General features: G+C 68.2%; 17 protein-coding genes. 11 read left to right on the top strand and 6 right to left on the bottom strand.

What is annotated here, in order from left to right; genetic code table 11:
* Positions 1-572: 572 nt before the first annotated feature.
* Complete coding sequence (locus EII34_RS16850; protein WP_124846045.1) at positions 573-1,742, bottom strand: ATP-binding protein; 1,170 nt, start codon at positions 1,740-1,742, stop codon at positions 573-575.
* Between the two features lie 640 nt (positions 1,743-2,382).
* On the opposite strand from EII34_RS16850, the gene EII34_RS15815 reads away from it, so the two are divergent.
* From EII34_RS15815 to EII34_RS15290, 8 genes are all read left to right on the top strand, one after another.
* A complete protein-coding gene (locus EII34_RS15815) occupies positions 2,383-2,532 on the top strand; it encodes a PIN domain-containing protein (protein WP_148092637.1) in 150 nt (49 codons plus the stop codon).
* Between the two features lie 98 nt (positions 2,533-2,630).
* Positions 2,631-4,088 carry a leucine-rich repeat domain-containing protein gene (locus EII34_RS15320; protein ID WP_124846044.1) on the top strand — a complete coding sequence of 486 codons (1,458 nt, stop codon included), beginning with the start codon at positions 2,631-2,633 and terminating at the stop codon, positions 4,086-4,088.
* 55 nt (positions 4,089-4,143) lie between these two features.
* Positions 4,144-5,133 (top strand): hypothetical protein, encoded by a 990-nt coding sequence (locus tag EII34_RS15315; protein WP_124846043.1) that lies wholly within the window; start codon positions 4,144-4,146, stop codon positions 5,131-5,133.
* An 88-nt stretch (positions 5,134-5,221) separates the two neighbouring features.
* Positions 5,222-5,836 carry a TetR/AcrR family transcriptional regulator gene (locus tag EII34_RS15310; RefSeq protein ID WP_124846042.1) on the top strand — a complete coding sequence of 205 codons (615 nt, stop codon included), beginning with the start codon at positions 5,222-5,224 and terminating at the stop codon, positions 5,834-5,836.
* 1 nt (position 5,837) lies between these two features.
* Complete coding sequence (locus EII34_RS15305; RefSeq protein WP_124846041.1) at positions 5,838-6,536, top strand: ABC transporter ATP-binding protein; 699 nt, start codon at positions 5,838-5,840, stop codon at positions 6,534-6,536.
* The gene (locus EII34_RS15300; protein ID WP_124846040.1) at positions 6,533-8,155 is read left to right on the top strand and encodes an ABC transporter permease subunit; all 1,623 of its coding nucleotides are present in this window, start codon (positions 6,533-6,535) and stop codon (positions 8,153-8,155) included. Before EII34_RS15305 ends, EII34_RS15300 begins: the two co-directional genes overlap by 4 nt.
* A 219-nt stretch (positions 8,156-8,374) precedes the next feature.
* The gene (gene ald, locus EII34_RS15295; protein ID WP_124846039.1) at positions 8,375-9,496 is read left to right on the top strand and encodes an alanine dehydrogenase; all 1,122 of its coding nucleotides are present in this window, start codon (positions 8,375-8,377) and stop codon (positions 9,494-9,496) included.
* Positions 9,489-10,895, top strand: coding sequence for an amino acid permease (locus tag EII34_RS15290; protein WP_124846038.1), 1,407 nt, complete (start codon positions 9,489-9,491; stop codon positions 10,893-10,895). Before ald ends, EII34_RS15290 begins: the two co-directional genes overlap by 8 nt.
* A gap of 117 nt (positions 10,896-11,012) precedes the next feature.
* Here the strand turns inward: EII34_RS15290 and mgrA are convergent, their stop codons facing one another.
* Positions 11,013-12,035, bottom strand: a complete 1,023-nt coding sequence (mgrA, locus tag EII34_RS15285) for an L-glyceraldehyde 3-phosphate reductase (RefSeq protein WP_124846037.1) — start codon at positions 12,033-12,035, stop codon at positions 11,013-11,015.
* A gap of 55 nt (positions 12,036-12,090) precedes the next feature.
* Between mgrA and EII34_RS15280 the strand changes: the two genes are divergently transcribed.
* The gene (locus EII34_RS15280; RefSeq protein ID WP_124846036.1) at positions 12,091-13,716 is read left to right on the top strand and encodes a hypothetical protein; all 1,626 of its coding nucleotides are present in this window, start codon (positions 12,091-12,093) and stop codon (positions 13,714-13,716) included.
* 16 nt (positions 13,717-13,732) lie between these two features.
* Here the strand turns inward: EII34_RS15280 and EII34_RS15275 are convergent, their stop codons facing one another.
* From EII34_RS15275 to EII34_RS15265, 3 genes are all read right to left on the bottom strand, one after another.
* Positions 13,733-14,854, bottom strand: a complete 1,122-nt coding sequence (locus tag EII34_RS15275) for a 6-phosphofructokinase (RefSeq protein ID WP_124846035.1) — start codon at positions 14,852-14,854, stop codon at positions 13,733-13,735.
* A gap of 94 nt (positions 14,855-14,948) precedes the next feature.
* Positions 14,949-15,551, bottom strand: coding sequence for a DsbA family protein (locus EII34_RS15270; protein WP_124846034.1), 603 nt, complete (start codon positions 15,549-15,551; stop codon positions 14,949-14,951).
* Positions 15,552-15,568: 17 nt separating this feature from the next.
* The gene (locus tag EII34_RS15265) at positions 15,569-16,081 is read right to left on the bottom strand and encodes a roadblock/LC7 domain-containing protein (protein WP_260425194.1); all 513 of its coding nucleotides are present in this window, start codon (positions 16,079-16,081) and stop codon (positions 15,569-15,571) included.
* Positions 16,082-16,236: 155 nt separating this feature from the next.
* On the opposite strand from EII34_RS15265, the gene EII34_RS15260 reads away from it, so the two are divergent.
* Complete coding sequence (locus EII34_RS15260) at positions 16,237-16,986, top strand: OmpA family protein (protein ID WP_185711387.1); 750 nt, start codon at positions 16,237-16,239, stop codon at positions 16,984-16,986.
* Positions 16,987-16,993: 7 nt separating this feature from the next.
* A complete protein-coding gene (locus EII34_RS15255; protein ID WP_124846032.1) occupies positions 16,994-18,496 on the top strand; it encodes a hypothetical protein in 1,503 nt (500 codons plus the stop codon).
* Here EII34_RS15255 and EII34_RS16345 read toward each other — a convergent pair.
* The coding region (locus EII34_RS16345) for a hypothetical protein (protein WP_221620319.1) at positions 18,408-18,598 on the bottom strand (191 nt) is incomplete at its 5' end. The genes EII34_RS15255 and EII34_RS16345 overlap by 89 nt on opposite strands.

Here is an 18,598-nt window from a genome sequence, read left to right as displayed (position 1 = left end):
ACCGGGTGGCATGCCAGTCACGCACCCAGGAAAGGATCGTCGAGACCTGACGTTCTGCCATCTCCGCCACCGTCTCGACATCCACCCGTCTCGACAACAACAAGATCGCTTCAGCCTTGGCCTGCATCAATTGTGGGAATATTTCCCCTCCTCGACAAGTGAAAGATCTTGTTCAACGCGAGCCATGGAATCGTAACGCATCGACTGCTTCCTCGAGAGGTACGGATAGTTTGCAATACCCATTCTCTCGTGAAACAGTCGATGCCCTACCCGGGGGTCACCTCAGCCACACCGCTCACCCTCATGAACAACGCCCTGAGCATCAATTTCAGACGACCGATACGGTCAAATCAGAGAAGAGTACAGGTCGACGCATCTCAATCCACCCCCTCGCAGTTGAGGACGTGAGCGCCATACCGAATGCCCTCACAGAAGTCAGTCCCAGCCATGATGATCCCGGCAACCAAGCGGCCCAGGAGGTTGTCCACGTGGCCCGCCAGCATGGGGCAATGTCGAGCTGGCAAGGAATTTCACGCAGCTGATAGGCGTCATGAACAATCTCATCATTTCCACTACCCCAGCGCTGTCCTCCACAGGCTTGCGATGGGCACTGCCCAGAGACGATCTCCGAGGGGGAAGGTCATGGGGCCGGTGTGCAGGACCAGACCTCGAACGAACTGGTCCCCCACCTGGTCCCGTAGCCAGGCCAGGTGACGGGCATCCTGCTTTGTGGCGGTGTTGGAGGCCTTGATCTCCAGTCCAACAATCCTGCCTTTCGTCGATTCCAGCACCAGATCCACCTCTCTGCGTCCATTGCCGTCCCGGAAGTGCAAGGCGCGGACCTTCGGATGCAGCAGCGGGCGCAGCTGGGCCAAGACGAAGGTCTCGATGATCCGGCCGAGGCGGCTGGCATCGAGCAACAGGCCCTGCTGGTCGTCTCCCATCAGGTGGGCGGCCATGCCTGTGTCCGTGAGGAACACCTTCGGTGATTTCACCGCGCGATTCAGTCTGTTGCTCCCCCACGCCGGGAGCCTTTCGATGATCCGCAACTCCTCGAGGAGGTCCAGATGACTCCCCACGGTGCGATGGTCTGCGCCCACCTGTTCTGCCAGCGACTGCACCGCTGGGGTCCCAGCGGTGTTGTGCGCAGCAGCTTCGAGGAGCCTCGCCAAGACCTGCGGGTTCCTCACAGCTTGCAGCTCCTGTACGTCACGATGCACCAGGTGCTCCACGTAACCGTGATACCACCTACCCCGCACGCCAGGGCTGAGCCTGATCGCTTCCGGGAACCCGCCTCGCGTCACCATGGCGGCGTAATCCACCAGACCTGGAGCATCATGAAGCATCCCGACGGTTGGCTCATCCGGGCCGAACAAACGCTCGACGACCCGAACAGAGCCTGCCCGTCCCTCCAGTTCTCCCTGTGTGAGGCAGAACATGGGAATCGGCGTGATCCGTCCAGTCCCAGGCCAGGTGTCCACGCTCAACCTTGACCGCACGCTGCCCGTGATGAGGAACCTGCCCTGACCGCCCCCGGCATCCACCGCTCGCTTCACAGCCCCCAAGGACTCTGGTTCAGACTGCCATTCATCAATGAGCACAGGAGGATCCAAGCCTCCCAGCACCTCGTCAGGTGCCCCTCTGAACGCGGCAGCCTGCCCTGGCACGTCGAGTCGGAGGGTGGATGAAGCTCGACGCAGCGCCGTCGTGGTCTTGCCGCAGCCCCGAGGACCGGTCAACATGACGGCCGGGAGCTCCTCCTGAAACCATCTCCACAGCACCTCTGATGTCAGAGTGGCACTGGCTCCAATGTTAGTTCAGCACTGGCATTGATGTCGTTTTGGCACGGCTTCTGATGTCAGTTTCACACGGATCGAGGACATGGCGGAGGTCGCGTCACCGGCGAGGGCGACCGAGGTCTCGACGCGAGCTGCTCTTTGCCGTGCACCACGAGAGGCGAAGTTCGGGCAACACCACTCGCAGCACAACTGCCATGCCCTGTCCTTCCAGCGAGATCTTGCGGTCTCCAGCCCTGGAGGCCACCTTCAGGGTTGGCGCATCGCTTCACCTCTCAACGCTACAGACTGGCTCGGACATTTTCTGCACCGATCTGCCCCACCTGACGCTTCCGCGAACAGCTTCTTCTCCGACCAAGGGTTCAGCACCTTGAATGAGCATCGTTGCCAGGATTTCTTGATCTCTCACGGATCACCCCGCACAGCGGTGGCGCTCTCCGAGCGGGAAGGTCATGGGGCCGGTGTGGAGCACCACTCCCCGTGCGAGGAACCGACATCGATCAACACCGTTCTGGTCATGGACGTCAACACCTCATCGGGCGCCCCACTGGAAGCGGTGGTCTGACTCGACACGTCGAAACGGAGAGTGGACGACGCCCGACACGGCGCCGTGGTGTTCCTGCTCATCGCTGCCACCGCACACGCACATGGTGCCGTGCAGTGGACCCGGAACCCGGACGACTTCTCCGGGTCGGAGGGCTTCATCGAGGTACGGGGGGCCCAGACCAGTGTGTGAGGCCCCTTCGTGTGAGCCGTCACCGGGATTCCACCCGGCACCGCTGTCGGACCCCGACGCTAGGATGCGCCGTACCGTCGATGTGAAGGACCCGGACGATGGAGGACCTGCCCACCCCTGGCGAGGTGTTCGCGTGGCGCCATGAGCGCCTGGGGCTGTGGTGCGCCGCCCAGGTGCTCGGCAGGGCTTCCTGGCGGATCGTCGCCGCGGCCCTGGCGTGGCAGGGGGATCACGCACCGACCCTGTCGGAACTGACCTCCTCACCGGCGATGCAGTACTCCTGCTGGACACTGTGCGTGGCACCCCGCCCCCTGGTGGCGGAGCTGCAGGAGATGCCCGACGGCTGGGTCCCGCTGGGGCGGCTGCCGCGGCTCGTCGCCCCACCCGGGACCGAACTGGCCCACGACCTCGCCGAGGGAATCCTCTGGCAGCACCGCTGGGAACAGAAACCCCCTGAGGCGCTGCACCGTTTCGTCGAGGCCGCGACGGTGAATGATCCCGTGACGATCCCGACGGTGCGCGACCGCGCCACCGGGGAGCCCGTCACTCTCCATCCACTGCAGGACATGGCGCTCGACGACACCCTCGACCAGTTCGACCCCCTGTTCACCCTCGACGATCTCGCGGTGTGGCCGACCCTGGAGGAGTTGCAGCTGACCCGCTGGCACGACGACCTGCTGCCGTGGCTGGCCCGCTCCCCCATGGTGGAGACCCTGAGCCTGGAGTGCCACGGCCAGACCTCACTGGACCTCAGCCGCACCTGGCTGCGTGAGGTCCGCATCGACACCACCGGTCTGGAGGAGCTCAGGCTGCCACGCTCGATCGACTCCTGCACCCTCGTCGGTGCCCGCTCCCCGGGGTTCCGGCTGCACGCCCCGCTGGCGGGTCGCTGGTTGAGGCTCACGTGTTCGGCCCCCTTGCCCGGGCAGTTGCCCCAGCTGCGTGAACTGGAGCTCCGCCACGTCGATCAGCTCGACCTGCCGGACCTCGTCGCCACGCATCCCCGGCTGCGACGACTCGTCATCGAGGGCTGCCCCAGCCCGCTGCACGACCTCGAGTCCCTGACCCGACTGCCCACCCTCACAGAGCTGCGACTGATCTCGGTCCTCGGATTTCGTCGGGTGCCGACGGTGTGGCCCCGGCTCGACCACCTGGTGCTGCAGTGCCTGCCCGACGAGGTGATCGACCAGGCCGAACGCGACCTGACCCGGGACGGGTTGTACCTGGCGACGCTCCGGCACCCGGACTGGCCGGGATACCTGGCCGACCACGACGTTCCCCTGCGCCGGTGGCTGGGGCGACTCTCCCTGCCCCACCCCATGGGGTTCCATGTGTGGCGCACCTTCGCCCGGGCCCGCGACGCCATCCGGCAGGCCGAGCCCGATGACAGGCCGCGGGTCGCGACGGAGGGGATCGCCCGGCTCCGGGCCACGGCCCTCATGTGGCGTGGCCACCTCGGCCACCGCGAGAGGTGCGACCTGCTGGACGCACAACATCGGCTGCGTGCAGCGGGCAACGGTTGGACCGTCGGTGTTTCCAGACATTCCTCGTACTGAGAAACCGCCCGAGGACTGAAGAATGGCGGAGAACACCGGACCCGAAGGAGTCACCGTGACCATGTCGTCCCGTCAGCAGAACCTCCTGAACCAACCCCGCTGGGCACAGCTGGGTCACGTCATCGGCTGGCACCGAGACCCCCTCGTCGCCGCCGACGGCTGCACCCCGGATGAGATCGCCGCCGCCCGGGACCGCATCGGCCTCCCTCTTCCCGGCGCACTGCATGAGTGGTTCGAGATCCTCGGCCACCGGATCCTGACGGTCCAGGACCCCGCCATCACCCTGGATGGCCTCCGCGCCGAGGCCGACCGGATCACGGTCTGGACCGAGAACCAGAGCGTGTGGTGGCTGGACACCCCACCCGGTGACGACCCCGTCGCAGAGCTCGACGGTGCACCCACGAGGGCCCCGCTCAGTGCCTGGCTCACCGGTCTGCTGATGTCGGAGACCCTCGTGGGGGCCTGGGTGGGTGAGGGCCGAGGACCCCTCGGCGTGCTCGACCCTGCGGTGAACGGTGGCGGTCTGCTGGACGACGTCACCCCACAGGAGCTCGACGCGCTGCGTTCCCACTACCCGCCACTCGACTGGCCGGTCCCTGCGTCGTGGTTCACCTGGCACGGCGACGACGAGACCATCATCCGCATCGGCGACGGCGACTTCCTCGAATGGTTCACCGCCACCCCCGAGGCCCTGACGCGACTCGGCGATGTCCTCGACCTCACCGCCGGTGACACCCGCGTCGTCGTCCGCATCAGCGACCTCACCCCCGAGGAACACGCCCACCTCCGCGACGCCGGGGGCCACATGCTCGACACCGCACGCCTCCACGGCGACAGCGACGCAGCGGTCACGGCACTGGGGGATCTCGTCTCGACGGAACTTCGCAACGACCCTCCCATGGCCGAGATCCACCTCGACACCGACCAGCCGGACGCCCTCTGTGCGCTGCTCATCGACACGCTCGCCCCCAGCTGGGGCGACCGCCTCACCGTCGCCCGGCGTCCCGAACGGATGGCCCGGTTCCAGGTCCTCCACCCACGCTGAGGGCCTCACACCGCGGCCAGGTGGGCGGCAGGGATGTTGCCCACCCCTGGGTCTTGAACGATCGTGCAATAAACCATACACTCGTATCATGAGTTCTGATCTCACCGCCCGCGCCCGTCTCCGCGACGCCGCCATCGCACTCGTCGCCGAGGGCGAGACCCCGAGCGCCCGCAGCGTCGCCGCCCGCGCCGAGGTCTCCATCGGACTGATCCGCCACCACTTCGGCACCATGGACGGTCTCCTGCTCGCCTGCGACGAACGCATCGCCGCACTGATCAAGGACGCCAAGCACCAACACATCGACGGCCCCCTGCCCAACATCTTCGCCAGCCTCCAGGCCACCGGCCAGGAGCAGGTGCTCGGCTACCTCGCCCACCGCCTCACCCGGCCCAGCGCCGCGATCGACGCCCTGATCGACCAGCTCGTCGCCGACGCCGTCGGCTACTGGCAGGCCGCGATCGACGCCGGACTCGCCCGCCCCGTGGTGGACCTGCCCGTGGCCGTGAGGATGCTCACCCTCTACTCGCTCGGCTCACTGGTGCTCCACCGCCAGATGAAACGCCTCCTCGACATCGACATCACCTCCCTCGACCTCGCCACCCAGCCCGGCACCCGCGCGTACGTCCAGGCCCAGTTCGACCTCTTCAGCGGTCTGCTCTCGCCCGAGCTCATCGCCCACTACCGGGACCAGTTGAAGGAGTGACATGCCCGCCATCGCAACCCAGGACCTCACCAAACGTTTCGGCTCCTTCACCGCCCTCAAGGGCCTCACCCTGGAGGTCCCCCGCGGCCAGGTCTTCGGTTTCCTCGGCCCGAACGGCGCCGGGAAGTCCACCACCATCCGCATCCTCCTCGACGAGATCCGCGCCACCTCAGGCACAGCGACGCTGCTCGGCCTGGACTCACGCCGCGACGCCGTCGCCCTCCACGCCCGTCTCGGGTACCTGCCGAGCGACCTCGCCCTGCCGCCGAAACTCACCGGCACACAGCTGCTCAGGTTCTTCGCGCGGCTGCGCGGCACCGTCGACCGGCAACTCGTCGACGACCTCACGAGACGTCTCGACGCCGACCTCACCCGCCCGGTCGGGGAGCTCAGCTCCGGCAACCGCCAGAAGGTCGGCCTCATCGCCTGCCTGATGCACCGCCCCGAACTGGTCATCATGGACGAACCGAACGCGGGCCTCGACCCGCTGGTCCAGCACGAGCTCCACCAACTGCTGCGCGAGATCGCCGACGAGGGACGCACCGTCTTCCTGTCCTCCCACACCCTCTCCGAGGTGCAGCGCGTCGCCGACCGCGTCGCCATCATCAGGCACGGCGAACTCGTCGCCACCCAGGACATCACCGACCGCGACGCCGACCTGGAACACACCTTCCTGGCCTTCTACGAGGACGAGACATGAGCACCCTCGCCCTGATCCAGCGCGGGATCAGACCCCGCCTGCTGCCCGTCGCCACCATCGTGGTCAGCCTGCTCGCCCTCACCTGCCTGGGACTGTGGATGTCACGGTCACTGGACGCCGCCCTCTACGAATCCCTCCCCGAGGCGATGCTGGCCGTGGCGGGCATCCCCGTCGGCGCGGGGATCGAGGTGATGGCCTACTCCCAGATGATCGCCTTCGTCGGGGCCCTGGCCGCCGCCGGCCACGCCGTCGCCGTCGGGAGCGACCTCATCGCCGGTGAGGAGCAGGACCGCACCCTGCCGATGCTGCTCGCCCATCCCGTCTCCCGCATCCAGGTGGTCGGGGCCAGGCTCGTGACCCTCATCGCGACGGTCACCCTCACCGCACTCGGTCTGTGGCTGGGCTCCCGGGCAGCGGCGTGGCTGTTCGGGGTCGAGCTGGGGCAGGCCCACCTCGGGGCCCTCGCCGTCGCGCTGGGCGCGAATGCGCTGTTCAGCGGCGCGGTCTCCTTCGGCGTCGGGGCGGCGACGGGCAACCACGGCCTGGCCGCCGGGATCGGCGGGGCGGTGGTGCTGCTCGGCTGGCTGCTGGCCGGGCTGCTGCCGATGTCCTCCCACACCGAGCACCTCGCCGACCTCATCCCCTGGTCCTGGTACTCACGCCCCCAGGTCATCGTGGGTGGCCTCGACGGTGGCCGCCTCGCCCTGCTGCTGGGCGGCGCCGCCCTGCTGGTGGTGCTCGGCGGCACCCGGTTCCTGACCCGCGACCTGCGCAGCACCGCCCCCGCACCGTGGCGGGACCGGCTGCCCCGGTGGCTGCGCCCGAGCCATTCCCGCGGGCCGTCACTGACCGGGTTCCTGCTTTCCCGCCGTCGCACCCTGTTCGGGATCACGGCCCTGGTGATGGTCGCACTGATGGGGGTGCTCATGGGGGTGATGTTCGAGCAGATGGCCCCGCAGCTGGAGTCGATGGTCGAGACGATGCCACCGCAGGTCCTGCAGGTCTTCGGGGCCACGGACATGGCCACTCCCGCCGGGTTCTACTGGGCCGAGACCCTCAGCCTGAGCGCCCCCGCCGCCGTGATCACCCTCGGCGTCGCCGTCGCCCACGGCCTGGCCGCCGACGAGCGGGGCCGCCGGTTGGCGATGCTGCTGCCCGCCACCAGCCGGATGCGGCTGCTGGGCGCGACCCTGAGCACTCAGGTGGTGCTCGTGACGGCCCTCGCCGTCCTCACGGGGCTGGGCATCTGGGCCGGGGCGCGCCTCGGCCACCTGGACCTGCCGGTCACCCACATCGCCTCGGCCACCCTCCACCTGGCCGCGCTCGGGGTCTTCGTCTCCGCGACGGCGTTCCTCGCCGCAGCGGCATCCGGCCGCCCGGCCGTGACGATCTGGACCGCCGTGGTCGTGGGGGTCGGCGGCCACGCCCTCGAGGTCGTCCGGGCGATGGGCCCGGGCGATCCCCTCTGGGCCCGCCTCAGCCCCTTCCACTGGTACGGCAGCTCCCGCCCCCTCCACGACGGCGTGGCGTGGGGTCACGTGGCGGTCCTGCTGATCGGGGCAGCCCTGCTGTGGGCGCTCTCCTTCCCCCTGTTCCAGCGCCGCGACCTCAGGAAGTGACACCCTGTCTCGTCAAGTCCGGCTGATGTCATCCACTTGGCCGACCCCCAGCCCATGCCCGGGACTCGGGCCGGTTGTCAGCCCCCATTGACCCCTCAGCTCTGCCGACGCCGTCGCACCATCCATGCCCCTTGGGACCCGATCCCGAATTACAGTCCCGGGAAAGAGGCAACGGCTGGCCCCACCGGGCCCGGCCGAAGGAGAACAAGGGAGTACCTCATGCGCATCGCAGTGCCCACAGAGATCAAGAACAACGAATTCCGGGTGGCCATCACCCCCGTAGGGGTGAGTGAACTTGTCAGGAGAGGACACGAGGTCTATGTGCAGTCCGGCGCCGGGGAGGGGTCCTTGATCCCCGACGAGGACTTCGCCGCACAGGGCGCAACCATCGTCAAGGACGCGGCCGAGACCTGGGCCGTCGGGGAGATGGTGATGAAGGTCAAGGAACCCATCGCGAGCGAGTACGGGCATCTCCGCGACGACCTGGTGCTGTACACCTACCTGCACCTGGCCGCCGACCGCCCCCAGACCGACGCCCTGCTGGAGGCGGGCACCACCGCCATCGCCTACGAGACGGTGCAGCTGCCCTCGGGACTGCTGCCCCTGCTCTACCCCATGTCAGAGATCGCCGGATGCCTCGCACCCCAGGTCGGGGCGCACGCCCTGATGAAGGCCCAGGGCGGACGGGGCACCCTGATGGGCTGCATCGGTGGCGTCCCCAACGCGAAGGTCGTCGTCCTCGGGGGCGGCACCGCGGGACAGAACGCGGCGAACATCGCCATGGGGATGGGGGCCAACGTGACGATCCTCGACACCGACCTGGAGAAGCTGCGCGCCACCTTCTGGCGCTTCCACAACCAGGTGGCAGGGGTGGCCAGCTCCGCCTTGTCCATCGCGGAACACGTCACCCAGGCGGATCTGGTCATCGGCACCGTCCTCGTTCCCGGCGCCAAGGCCCCCAAGCTCGTCTCCAACGACCTCGTCGCCGAGATGAAACCGGGATCGGTCCTGGTCGACGTGGCGATCGACCAGGGTGGATGCTTCGAGGACTCACACCCCACCACCCACGACGACCCCACCTTCGAGGTCCACGACTCGCTGTTCTACTGCGTGGCCAACATGCCCGGGGCAGTGCCCCACACCTCGACGTGGGCACTCACCAACGCCACCCTGCCCTACGCCATCCAGCTCGCCGACAAGGGCGCGATGCAGGCCATGCGTGACGACCGGTCGTTGGCGAAGGGACTCAACACCTGGGCCGGCCACGTCACCCACCCGGGGGTCGCCTCGGCCTTCGACCTGCCCCTGATGTCGCTCGACGAGGCCCTGGATCATGGCTGAGGACAACGGCCACCAGGTTGAGGAACCGCACCTGCAGCGCAGCCTCAAGAACCGTCACATCCAGCTGATCGCCATCGGTGGCGCCATCGGAACGGGCCTGTTCATGGGGTCGGGTCGCACCGTCTCCTACGCGGGACCCTCACTGCTGCTGATCTACCTGCTGATCGGCGTGATGCTGTTCATCATGATGCGTGCCATGGGCGAACTGCTGCTGCACGACCTGAACTACAAGTCCTTCCAGGACTTCGCGGGTGATCTGCTCGGCCCCTGGGCGGGCTTCTTCGCGGGCTGGACCTACTGGATCCTGTGGGTGGTCACCGCCACCGCCGAGATCATCGTCATCGCCGGCTACTTCGACTTCTGGATCCACGACCTGAGGTGGTCGATGGTGGCCACCCTGGGCCTCGTGCTGGCGCTGCTGGCCTGCAACCTGTTGACGGTGAAACTGTTCGGCGAGATCGAGTTCTGGTTCGCCCTGATCAAGATCATCGCCATCGTCGTGCTCATCGTCGTCGGTCTCGTGCTCGTCGTCACGGGATTCACCTCTCCCGACGGCACCGTCGCCTCCGTGACGTACCTGTGGGATCGTGGCGGTGTGTTCCCGACCGGGCTGGACGGCTTCCTCAAGGCCTTCCAGATCGCGGTGTTCGCCTTCATCGGCATCGAGCTGATCGGGACCGCGGCGGCGGAGACATCTGATCCGCGCACGACCCTGCCCAGGGCCATCAACGCGATCCCGGTCCGGATCGTGGTGTTCTACGTCCTGACCCTCGCGGTCATCATGACGGTGACCCCGTGGGACAAGGTCGACCCCGATGTCTCACCGTTCGTCAACCTGTTCAGTCTGGTCGGGTTCGCGGCGGCTGCCGGGGTGATGAACTTCGTGGTGCTGACCTCGGCATCGTCGAGCGCCAACTCCGGCATCTTCTCCACCTCACGGATGCTGTACGGGCTGTCCCAGCACGGCCAGGCACCGAAGTCGTTCAGCACGCTCTCCAGCCACAACATCCCGGCCCGGGCCCTGTACATGTCGGTCGGACTGACCCTGATCGCCTTCCCGATCCTCATCCTCGGGGAGTCGGTGATGGCCGCCTTCGAGACGGTCTCGACGGTGTCGGTGGGGCTGGTGCTGTTCATCTGGTCGCTGATCCTGGTGTGCTACATCAAGTACCGCAGGGATCATCCCGAGGCGCACGCCAAGGCGGCGTTCAAGGTGCCGGGGGCCGCGTTCACGCCATGGGTGGTGCTGGCGTTCTTCGTGTTCGTGGTCTACGTGCTGCTGAGCTACGACGACACCCGCACCGCACTGCTGCTGACCCTGGTCTGGTTCGTCGGGCTGACGATCGCGTGGTTCGTGCGCAGCCGACTGGCCTCCGCACAACCCAGGCGGCAGGCCTGACCCGGTTCGCCTGCCCTGGCGCCGGTTCGCCTGCCCACAACCGAATTGCCTGTCCAACGAGGCAGGCAATTCCGTGCCAGGGCAGGCGAACCGGCGGGTGAGCGGGACCCGCCCGGCCTACTCCCAGATGTCACCGCCCGGGGCAGCGATGTGCTGGTCGATCTCGGCCAGCTCGTCATCGGTGAGGTCCAGGTCGTCCAGCACCTTGAGGTTGGTCTCCAGCTGGGACAACGACGACACCCCGATCAGGGTGGAGGTCACCCGCGCATCGCGCAGCACCCACGCCAGGGCCAGTTGCGACAACGTCTGACCGCGACGCTCGGCGATCGCGTTCAGTGCCCGGAGCCGCTGCAGCACGTCGTCGGTGATCTGCGACGACTTCAGCGAGCCCTCACGCGCGGCCCGGGAATCCGTCGGCACACCGTCGAGGTAGCGGTTGGTCAGCAGGCCCTGGGCCAGCGCGGAGAAGGTGATGATCCCCATCCCCTCGGTCTCGCAGGCGTCCTTGACCCCGGGCTCGATCCAGCGGTTGAACATCGAGTACAACGGCTGGTGGATGAGCAGGGGGGTGCCGAGTTCACGGGCGATCTGCGCGGCCTGGCGGGTCTGGGTGGCGTCGTAGGAGGAGATGCCGACGTAGAGCGCCTTCCCGGAACGCACCGCCTGGTCCAGCGCCATCATCGTCTCGGCCAACGGGGTGTCCGGGTCGAAACGGTGCGAGTAGAAGATGTCGACGTAGTCCAGCCCCATCCGCTTCAACGACTGGTCCAGCGAGGCCAGCACGTACTTGCGGGACCCGCCCCCCTGCCCGTAGGGGCCGGGCCACATGTCGTAGCCGGCCTTGGAGGAGATGATGAGCTCATCACGGAACGGGGCGAGATCCTGCCGGTAGATCGAGCCGAAGTTCACCTCCGCCTGACCGTAGGGCGGCCCGTAGTTGTTCGCCAGGTCGAAGTGGGTGATCCCGGCGTCGAAGGCGCGACGGATGATCTCCCGCTGCACACCGAGCGGTTTGTCGTCGCCGAAGTTCTGCCACAGTCCGAGCGAGAGCACGGGCAGCTGCAGGCCGGAACGGCCGCAGAAGCGGTAGGGCATGCGGCCGTCGTAGCGGTTCTGGTCAGGCACATAGGTGGGGTACATGCCCCAATCCTGCCCCACCCTCGCGCCTGACCCCACCGTGGGGGAGGATTTGTGCATGGACGAGACAAGTTGGCGTTGGGCATCGGAGTACGGCCGTGACCGGTTGCTCAAGGAGGCCATCGAGAACCAGAACCAGGCGACCCAGTCCCTGAACCGCAGCATGGCCCGCCAGGCCAAGGAGTTCCAGAACGACCTCAAGGCGGTCCGCGGCAACGTGGAGGCCCGGCTGAACGCACTCACCAACGCGTTCCTCAGCTACGTGCGGATGGAGGACGTCGAGAAGCAGCTGCAGGCCTTCGCCGGTCACCCGGAGGCACGCAGTCACGCACTGCGCAGCATCCAGCGGCTCGCCGCCGGACAGCTCCCCGAGTCCCTGCCGGACCTCCCGCGCTACTGGCTGGTTCCCGCCGTCACGGCACTGCACCCCGACGGACGGCTGGACGAGTCGCTGGCGGAGCAGGCCCGGCAGCGCAACCCGGAGGCGGCCGGGATCTTCCTCACCATCGCGCAGGGGGCGTTCGGCCGGGGCACGGCGGTGGTGCACGACCTGCCGTCGCTGCTGCGACCCGACGGTGAGGGCCGCTGGAGTCGCTGGCAGGTGCTGGTGTGGCAGGCCGTCGTGCTGGGGGCGTTCGGGCCGGATGCCCTGGAGGTCGTCGGTGATGTCGTGGCCGGGGTGCTGGCCACCGAGCAGGACTGGGACGGCTGGGCACAGCGGACCATGAAGCACCACGATGACCGGAAGCAGCCCAGCACTCAGCAGTTCGCGACGCTCAGATGGGTGCTCGACCGGTTCGAGGAGGCCACCGGGCAGGCACTCGTCGTGGAGGGGGTCTCCCCGCAGAGCACCGGCCCGGACTTCGTGGCCGCGGACTCCCCCGTCGAGACGCCGGTGCCCGACGACCCCGCACCGGAGGAGGAACCGACCATCGACCCGCAGGAGGCCGCGACGACGATGCTGCTGGAGGCCCTCACCCTGCGAGTGGTCGGCAGCGGCGAGGAGGAGGACGAGCTGCTGCTCGAGGCCTCACGGGCCCGTGAGGAGTTCATGCAGCTGTTGAAGCAGACCCCGTCCCCGGACTCCCCCCTGGCCACGACCCCGGCGTTGCGGACCGTGCAGGAGATGGTGACCGCTCCGGGGGTGCCACCCGCCTCCCGGACCTGGCTGTGGCGTCGTCTCCTGCCGCACTTCGCACCACTGGCCGAGCAGTGCGGCGAGGGCCTGGCCTCCCCACCACCCGCCCCGGAGGTCACCATCGCGCACGTCAAGGACCTGGTGGTCGGACCCGACGGGGTGCAGCAGCCGTCGAGGTTGCGGGCGATCCGCAGCAACATCGAGGCGCAGGCCCCGGCGGGCTTCCTCACCATGGGGATCCCCGTCAGCGTGGCCGGTGCCGTGCTGCTGGTGCTGGCCGTCTTCCTGCTGACCCAGAACCCGACGTGGGGTTTCCTGCTGCTGTTGGTGGCGCTGGCCGGCCTGGTCCTGGGAACACAGCTGGTGAGCAGGACCCAGACGGCACGGGAACAGGTCGAGGCCCAGTTGAAGTCCTTGGACCACAAGGTGGAACGCGCCACCAAGGAGGCCCTCGCCCAGCAGGAACGGACCCAGGCGGACCGGGAGACCCGGCAGGAGCTGGTGACCCGGTTCCAGGCGGCGCAGTCAGCGCTGCGGCGGTGGTGAGGTGCGCGACAGGGCGTCAGTCGCCGAGCCCGGTGCCGACGTCGCGGGCCGTGCGGACCCACGGGTGGTCCAGGGGAACCAGTGACAGGTTGCCCGCGACCTGCTCCAGCGGGACCGCGACGGTGCCGTCGCCCTGACTGCCGACCATGATCCCGGAGGCCCCGTCGGCGATCAGTTCCGCCGCCGCCGTGCCGATGCGGGAACCGAGCAGCCGGTCCTCGGCGCACGGGGTGCCGCCGCGCTGCACGTAGCCGAGGATCGTCACCCGGGACTCCAGCCCGGTCATGGCCTCCAGGTCACGTGCGAGCCGGAACACGTGCTCGCGGTGCTCGTCGAGGACCCGCGCCAGGTGTTGTTTCGCGGCCACCTTCTCCTCAGGAGACTTTGCGGAGCGTTTCAGCGACTCCGCCGCAGCGATGGCCCGTGACGTCGCCACGTCGGTGGCACCCTCCGCCACCGCGATGACGCTGAAGTGCTTGCCCTGGGCCTGCCTGCCCCGGATGGTCTCGGCCACCGACTCCAGCGTGTAGGGGATCTCCGGGATGAGGACGATGTCCGCACCGCCCGCGATGCCGGCCCCCAGCGCCAGCCACCCGGCCCGGTGCCCCATGATCTCCGCCAGCACCACCCGGTGGTGGCTGTGCGCCGTCGAGTGGAGCCGGTCGATCGCCTCGGTGGCGATCTCCAGTGCGGTGGAGAACCCGAAGGTGTTGTCGGTGTGTGCGACGTCGCGGTCGATGGTCTTCGGCAGGTGCACCACGGGGATCCCCGCATTGGCCAGACGCAGGGCATTCTTCGCGGTGCCGCCGCCCCCCAGCATCACCAGGCAGTCCAGCCCGTTGCGGTCCACCACCTCCGCGATCCGGGGGATGGCGTCGACGGTCTCGCCGTCGATCACCATGCGGTGCACCTTGTCGCGGCTGGTGCCGAGGATGGTGCCGCCGACGGTGAGGATGCCGGACAGGCTGGCGTGGTCCAGGGGAACGAACCGGTTCTCCGCCAGGCCCCGCACCCCGCCCTGGAAACCGATGAGCTCCATGCCGTGCCGTTCCAACGCGGCCTTGCCGAGCCCACGGATGGCGGCGTTGAGTCCCGGTGAGTCACCTCCGGCGGTGAGCACCCCGATGCGTGTGGTCATCTCACAACCCCCTGTGGTCGATTGGGGCTCACTCTACTCCGGCACGCTGCGGAACACGCCTGATTCCGCCCCGTGGGAGTGGGACGGGGTGAGGTCAGTCGAAGATCGGGCCCCGGTCGCGGGAACGCTTCAGCTCGAAGAAACCGTCGTAGGCCGTGACCTTCACGAAGCCGTCGAACAGCTCACCGGCGGCCTCCCCCTTCGGGGCCGGGGAGATCACGGGGCCGAACAGGGCCATGCCGCCCACCCGGATGATCGGGGTGCCGACGTCGGGGCCCACCAGGTCCTGCGCCACCTTCTGGTAGCCGCGGGCCAAGGCGTCGAACTCGTCGCCGGTGGCGGCCTCGGCGATCCCGACGTCCAGGTCGCAGTCGGCCAGGGCGTGCGCGACGGTCTCCACCGAGACGGGCTCACCACCCGGGTGGATGCGGGTGCCGAGAGCGGTGTAGAAGTCGCGGAGCACCTCGTGGCCGTAACGTTCCTGCACGGCCGCCGCGGCGAAGGAGGCGACCCGCGTGCCGTCGATGTGGGCGCGGTACCCCGGGTCCAGGTCACGACCCTCGTTGAGGATGAACAGGCTCATCGGGTGGAAGGTGATCGCGACATCACGGACCTGCTCCACCTCCAGCATCCACCGGGAGGTCATCCAGGCCCAGGGGCAGGTCGGGTCGAACCAGAGATCAACATGTGTCGTCATGCCCCCATCCCACCGTGTCACGACCCAGAACTCAAGATCGCACGGATCTCGACGAAGGCCATCCGGGCCTCGATCCTCATCAGCCCCAGGTTCGCATCCAGCGGTCCCTGCATCACCAGGATGGTGTCCTCACCGGTCTCGTAGACCACCAGGTAGCCGGTGCGACCGCGCAGCACCACCTCGGCCAGCTCCCCGATCCCTGACCGCTCGGAGATGCGTCGCCCGAGACCGATCGACGACGCCGCCATCGCCGCGATGCGTTCCGCATCGGCCTCCGGGAAGTCGTGCGCGATGGCAAGCCCCTCCTGGGAGGCGATCATCACCCCACCCAGCTCGGGGACGGAGGTGTGAATGGCATCCAGCACCTGGCCCAGTTCATTGGATTTGCTCGTGGAATGCATTGCCCGACGGGAAGGCTCCGAGGAGACCGGTCCACGGTCCCCGTGCTTGCCGAGGACATTTGGAACGGTGAAATCGCTCAACCCGTCGTCATAGTCGTCATTGCCCTGGTTCGGGGCGGCCTCCAGCATGGTCTTCCTCGTTCCTCTTCAGCGCTCCTACTGATCGTAGAAGCACCCCCGGCGAAATGCCACACCGGGTTCCACCAGCAGTTTTCCTGCCCATGAGTGGCCGAAGGTTCAGTCCGGGAGATATCGTTTTCACTGGACAACCATGGGAGGGTGACATGAAGGGACGCGGCGCGGTCGTCGCCGTCGGTCTCGCGGCACTGGTCGCAGGTGGAGCGGGCGCGAGTGCATGGCTCGTCGAACGCACCCTGACCGATGAGACGAATCGGATCCTGCAGGCACAGGGAGTGAACGCCCAGGTGACCTATTCGGGCAGATCGGCGAAGGTGACGGTGGACATGGCCGACACCGAATGGGTGGGCGACATCATCGCCGGAATCCCGGGGGTCTCCGACGTCTCCGTGAACGCCTCCCAACCGACGGCGGATTCCACCGTCACCCCGACGGCGACCCTGAGCGCCACGGCCAGCGCCTCGCCGTCACCCAGTTCGACTCCTTCCCCCACCCAGGTGGTCGAGACCCCTGCCCCACCCAGCGAGACGCCCTCACCCGAGGCGGAGCCCACCCCGTTGCCGGAGGTGGTGCTCCAGTTCGGTGGCGGGTCCGCCGACATGCTGGAGGGTCAGGATGAGCGGATCGAGCAGATCACTGCCTGGCTGGCGGCCAATCCCACCGAGGTGATCCAGGTCGTCGGCCACACCGACGGGGGACGCACCCCGTCGTTCCGGCAGAAGCTCTCCAAGGAGCGTGCCCAGCACGTCGCGGATCTGCTGGTGGCGGCCGGGGTGGATCCGGCCCAGCTGGTGGTGGTCGGGAAGGCCGACAAGGAACCGGTGGCCTCCAACGACACCCGAGAGGGCCAGGCCGCCAATCGTCGTGTGACGTTCGTAGCGCAAGGTGAAAGGTGACTCTGACATGAACGGCTATCTCCTGCTCACCCTCGAGTTGTTCCTGATCCTCGCGGTGTGTGCCACGCTGGCCTTCCTGGCGGGTTGGTTCCTGTCGAAACGCCGTCGCGTCACCGTGCCGTCGGAGCCGGTGGCCGCCCTGGCGCCGGAGGCGGCGTCGCTGGCGGCCGGTCCCGGCACGGACATGGTCTCCGGGGACACGGTGCGCGTCTATGACGAGGCGCAGTACCGGGCCGTCGAGAAGCGCGCGGTGGAGGCGGAACGCCGGGCCACGGATGCCGAGGCCCGGGTGGACCAGGTCAACAGCAGGATGACCGAGGCACAGGCCCGGCTGACTGCGGCGGAGGAGCGTTTCGCCCAGGCCGAGGCGCGTGCCGCCGAGGCGGAGGAACGCGCCGTGAAGGCCGCGACCCCGGAGCCCGCGGTGACCTCGGAGTCGGTGTCGCTGGCCGGGCATGATGCACGGATCGCGGAGCTGGAGGCCCTGGCCGAGCGTCAGGAGCGCGAGATGGCGCGGCTGGAGAAGCGGGCGACGGCGGCGTGGGACAAGACGATGCCGCAGCTGCTGGAGCGCATCACGGTGCTGGAGAGCGATCTGGACCAGGCGCAGCACGACAACGCCGAGCTGAAGTCCCTGCTCGATCTGGAGCGGGGGGTCACCGGCCCGACCGCGACGGCCCCGACCGCGCCCAGCGACGAGGTCATCGGGGACAGCCACTACGACACCATCGGTGGCGAGCCGTCGGTGCAGATGATCATCGGGCAGGAGGTCTCCGACAGCATCGGTGGGGACCAGGAGTTGGTGATCCGGGCGGAGGAGCCCGGGGCGATCGGCGGCGACGACGAACTGGCCATCCACGCCGAGGACACCGGCGCCATCGGTGGCGACGACGAACTGGTGATCCGCGCGGAGGACCCCGGAACGATCGGCGGCGACGAGCAGGCCTTCGGCCTCGCCGGTGTGGCCGAGCACATCGGCCAGGAGCCGGGGCGTGGGGCCGAGGAGGACCTCGAGGCCGTGATCCTCCCGAAGCGGGCTGACGACGATGCACTCGGGATGCCGGAGGATCAGGAGCACCCGGTCGAGGAGGCCGAGGGCACCGACGATGTGGCTGAGGCCGTGGGCGATGCCGAGGAGTCGCTCCAGGAGGCCGGGGAGATCGAGGAGGTCGAGGATGGGCAGGGCCTGACGTCGGCGGACCTCGAGGCCGCGGCCACCGGGTCCGGAGCCCGGGACGAGGAGATCGAGGAGACCATCGTCCTCGACGAGATGGCCGACGCCACCAACGTCATGGTCCTGGGCGACCTCACCACCGAGCCCGGAACCCGAGGTCATCGCCGAGGATGCCGTGCACACCGACCCCGAGGAGACCCCCGAGACGACCCCCCAGGAGGCCGAGATCGACGGACTCGACCAACCGTCAAGCGAGCACGACCCGTCGGGAGACGACCTCGACCAGGAGCCCACCGCCCACACCGACACCGACCACCACGACCACCTCACCCCTGAGGACCAGGACGAGGAGATCGAGGAGACCATCGTCCTCGACGAGATGGCCGACGCCACCAACGTCATGGTCCTGGGCGACCTCACCACCGAACCCGAGACCGG

The organism is Arachnia propionica (assembly GCF_003859805.1).
GTDB lineage: Bacteria > Actinomycetota > Actinomycetes > Propionibacteriales > Propionibacteriaceae > Arachnia > Arachnia propionica_C.
This window is presented reverse-complemented; position numbering and strand designations above follow the sequence as displayed.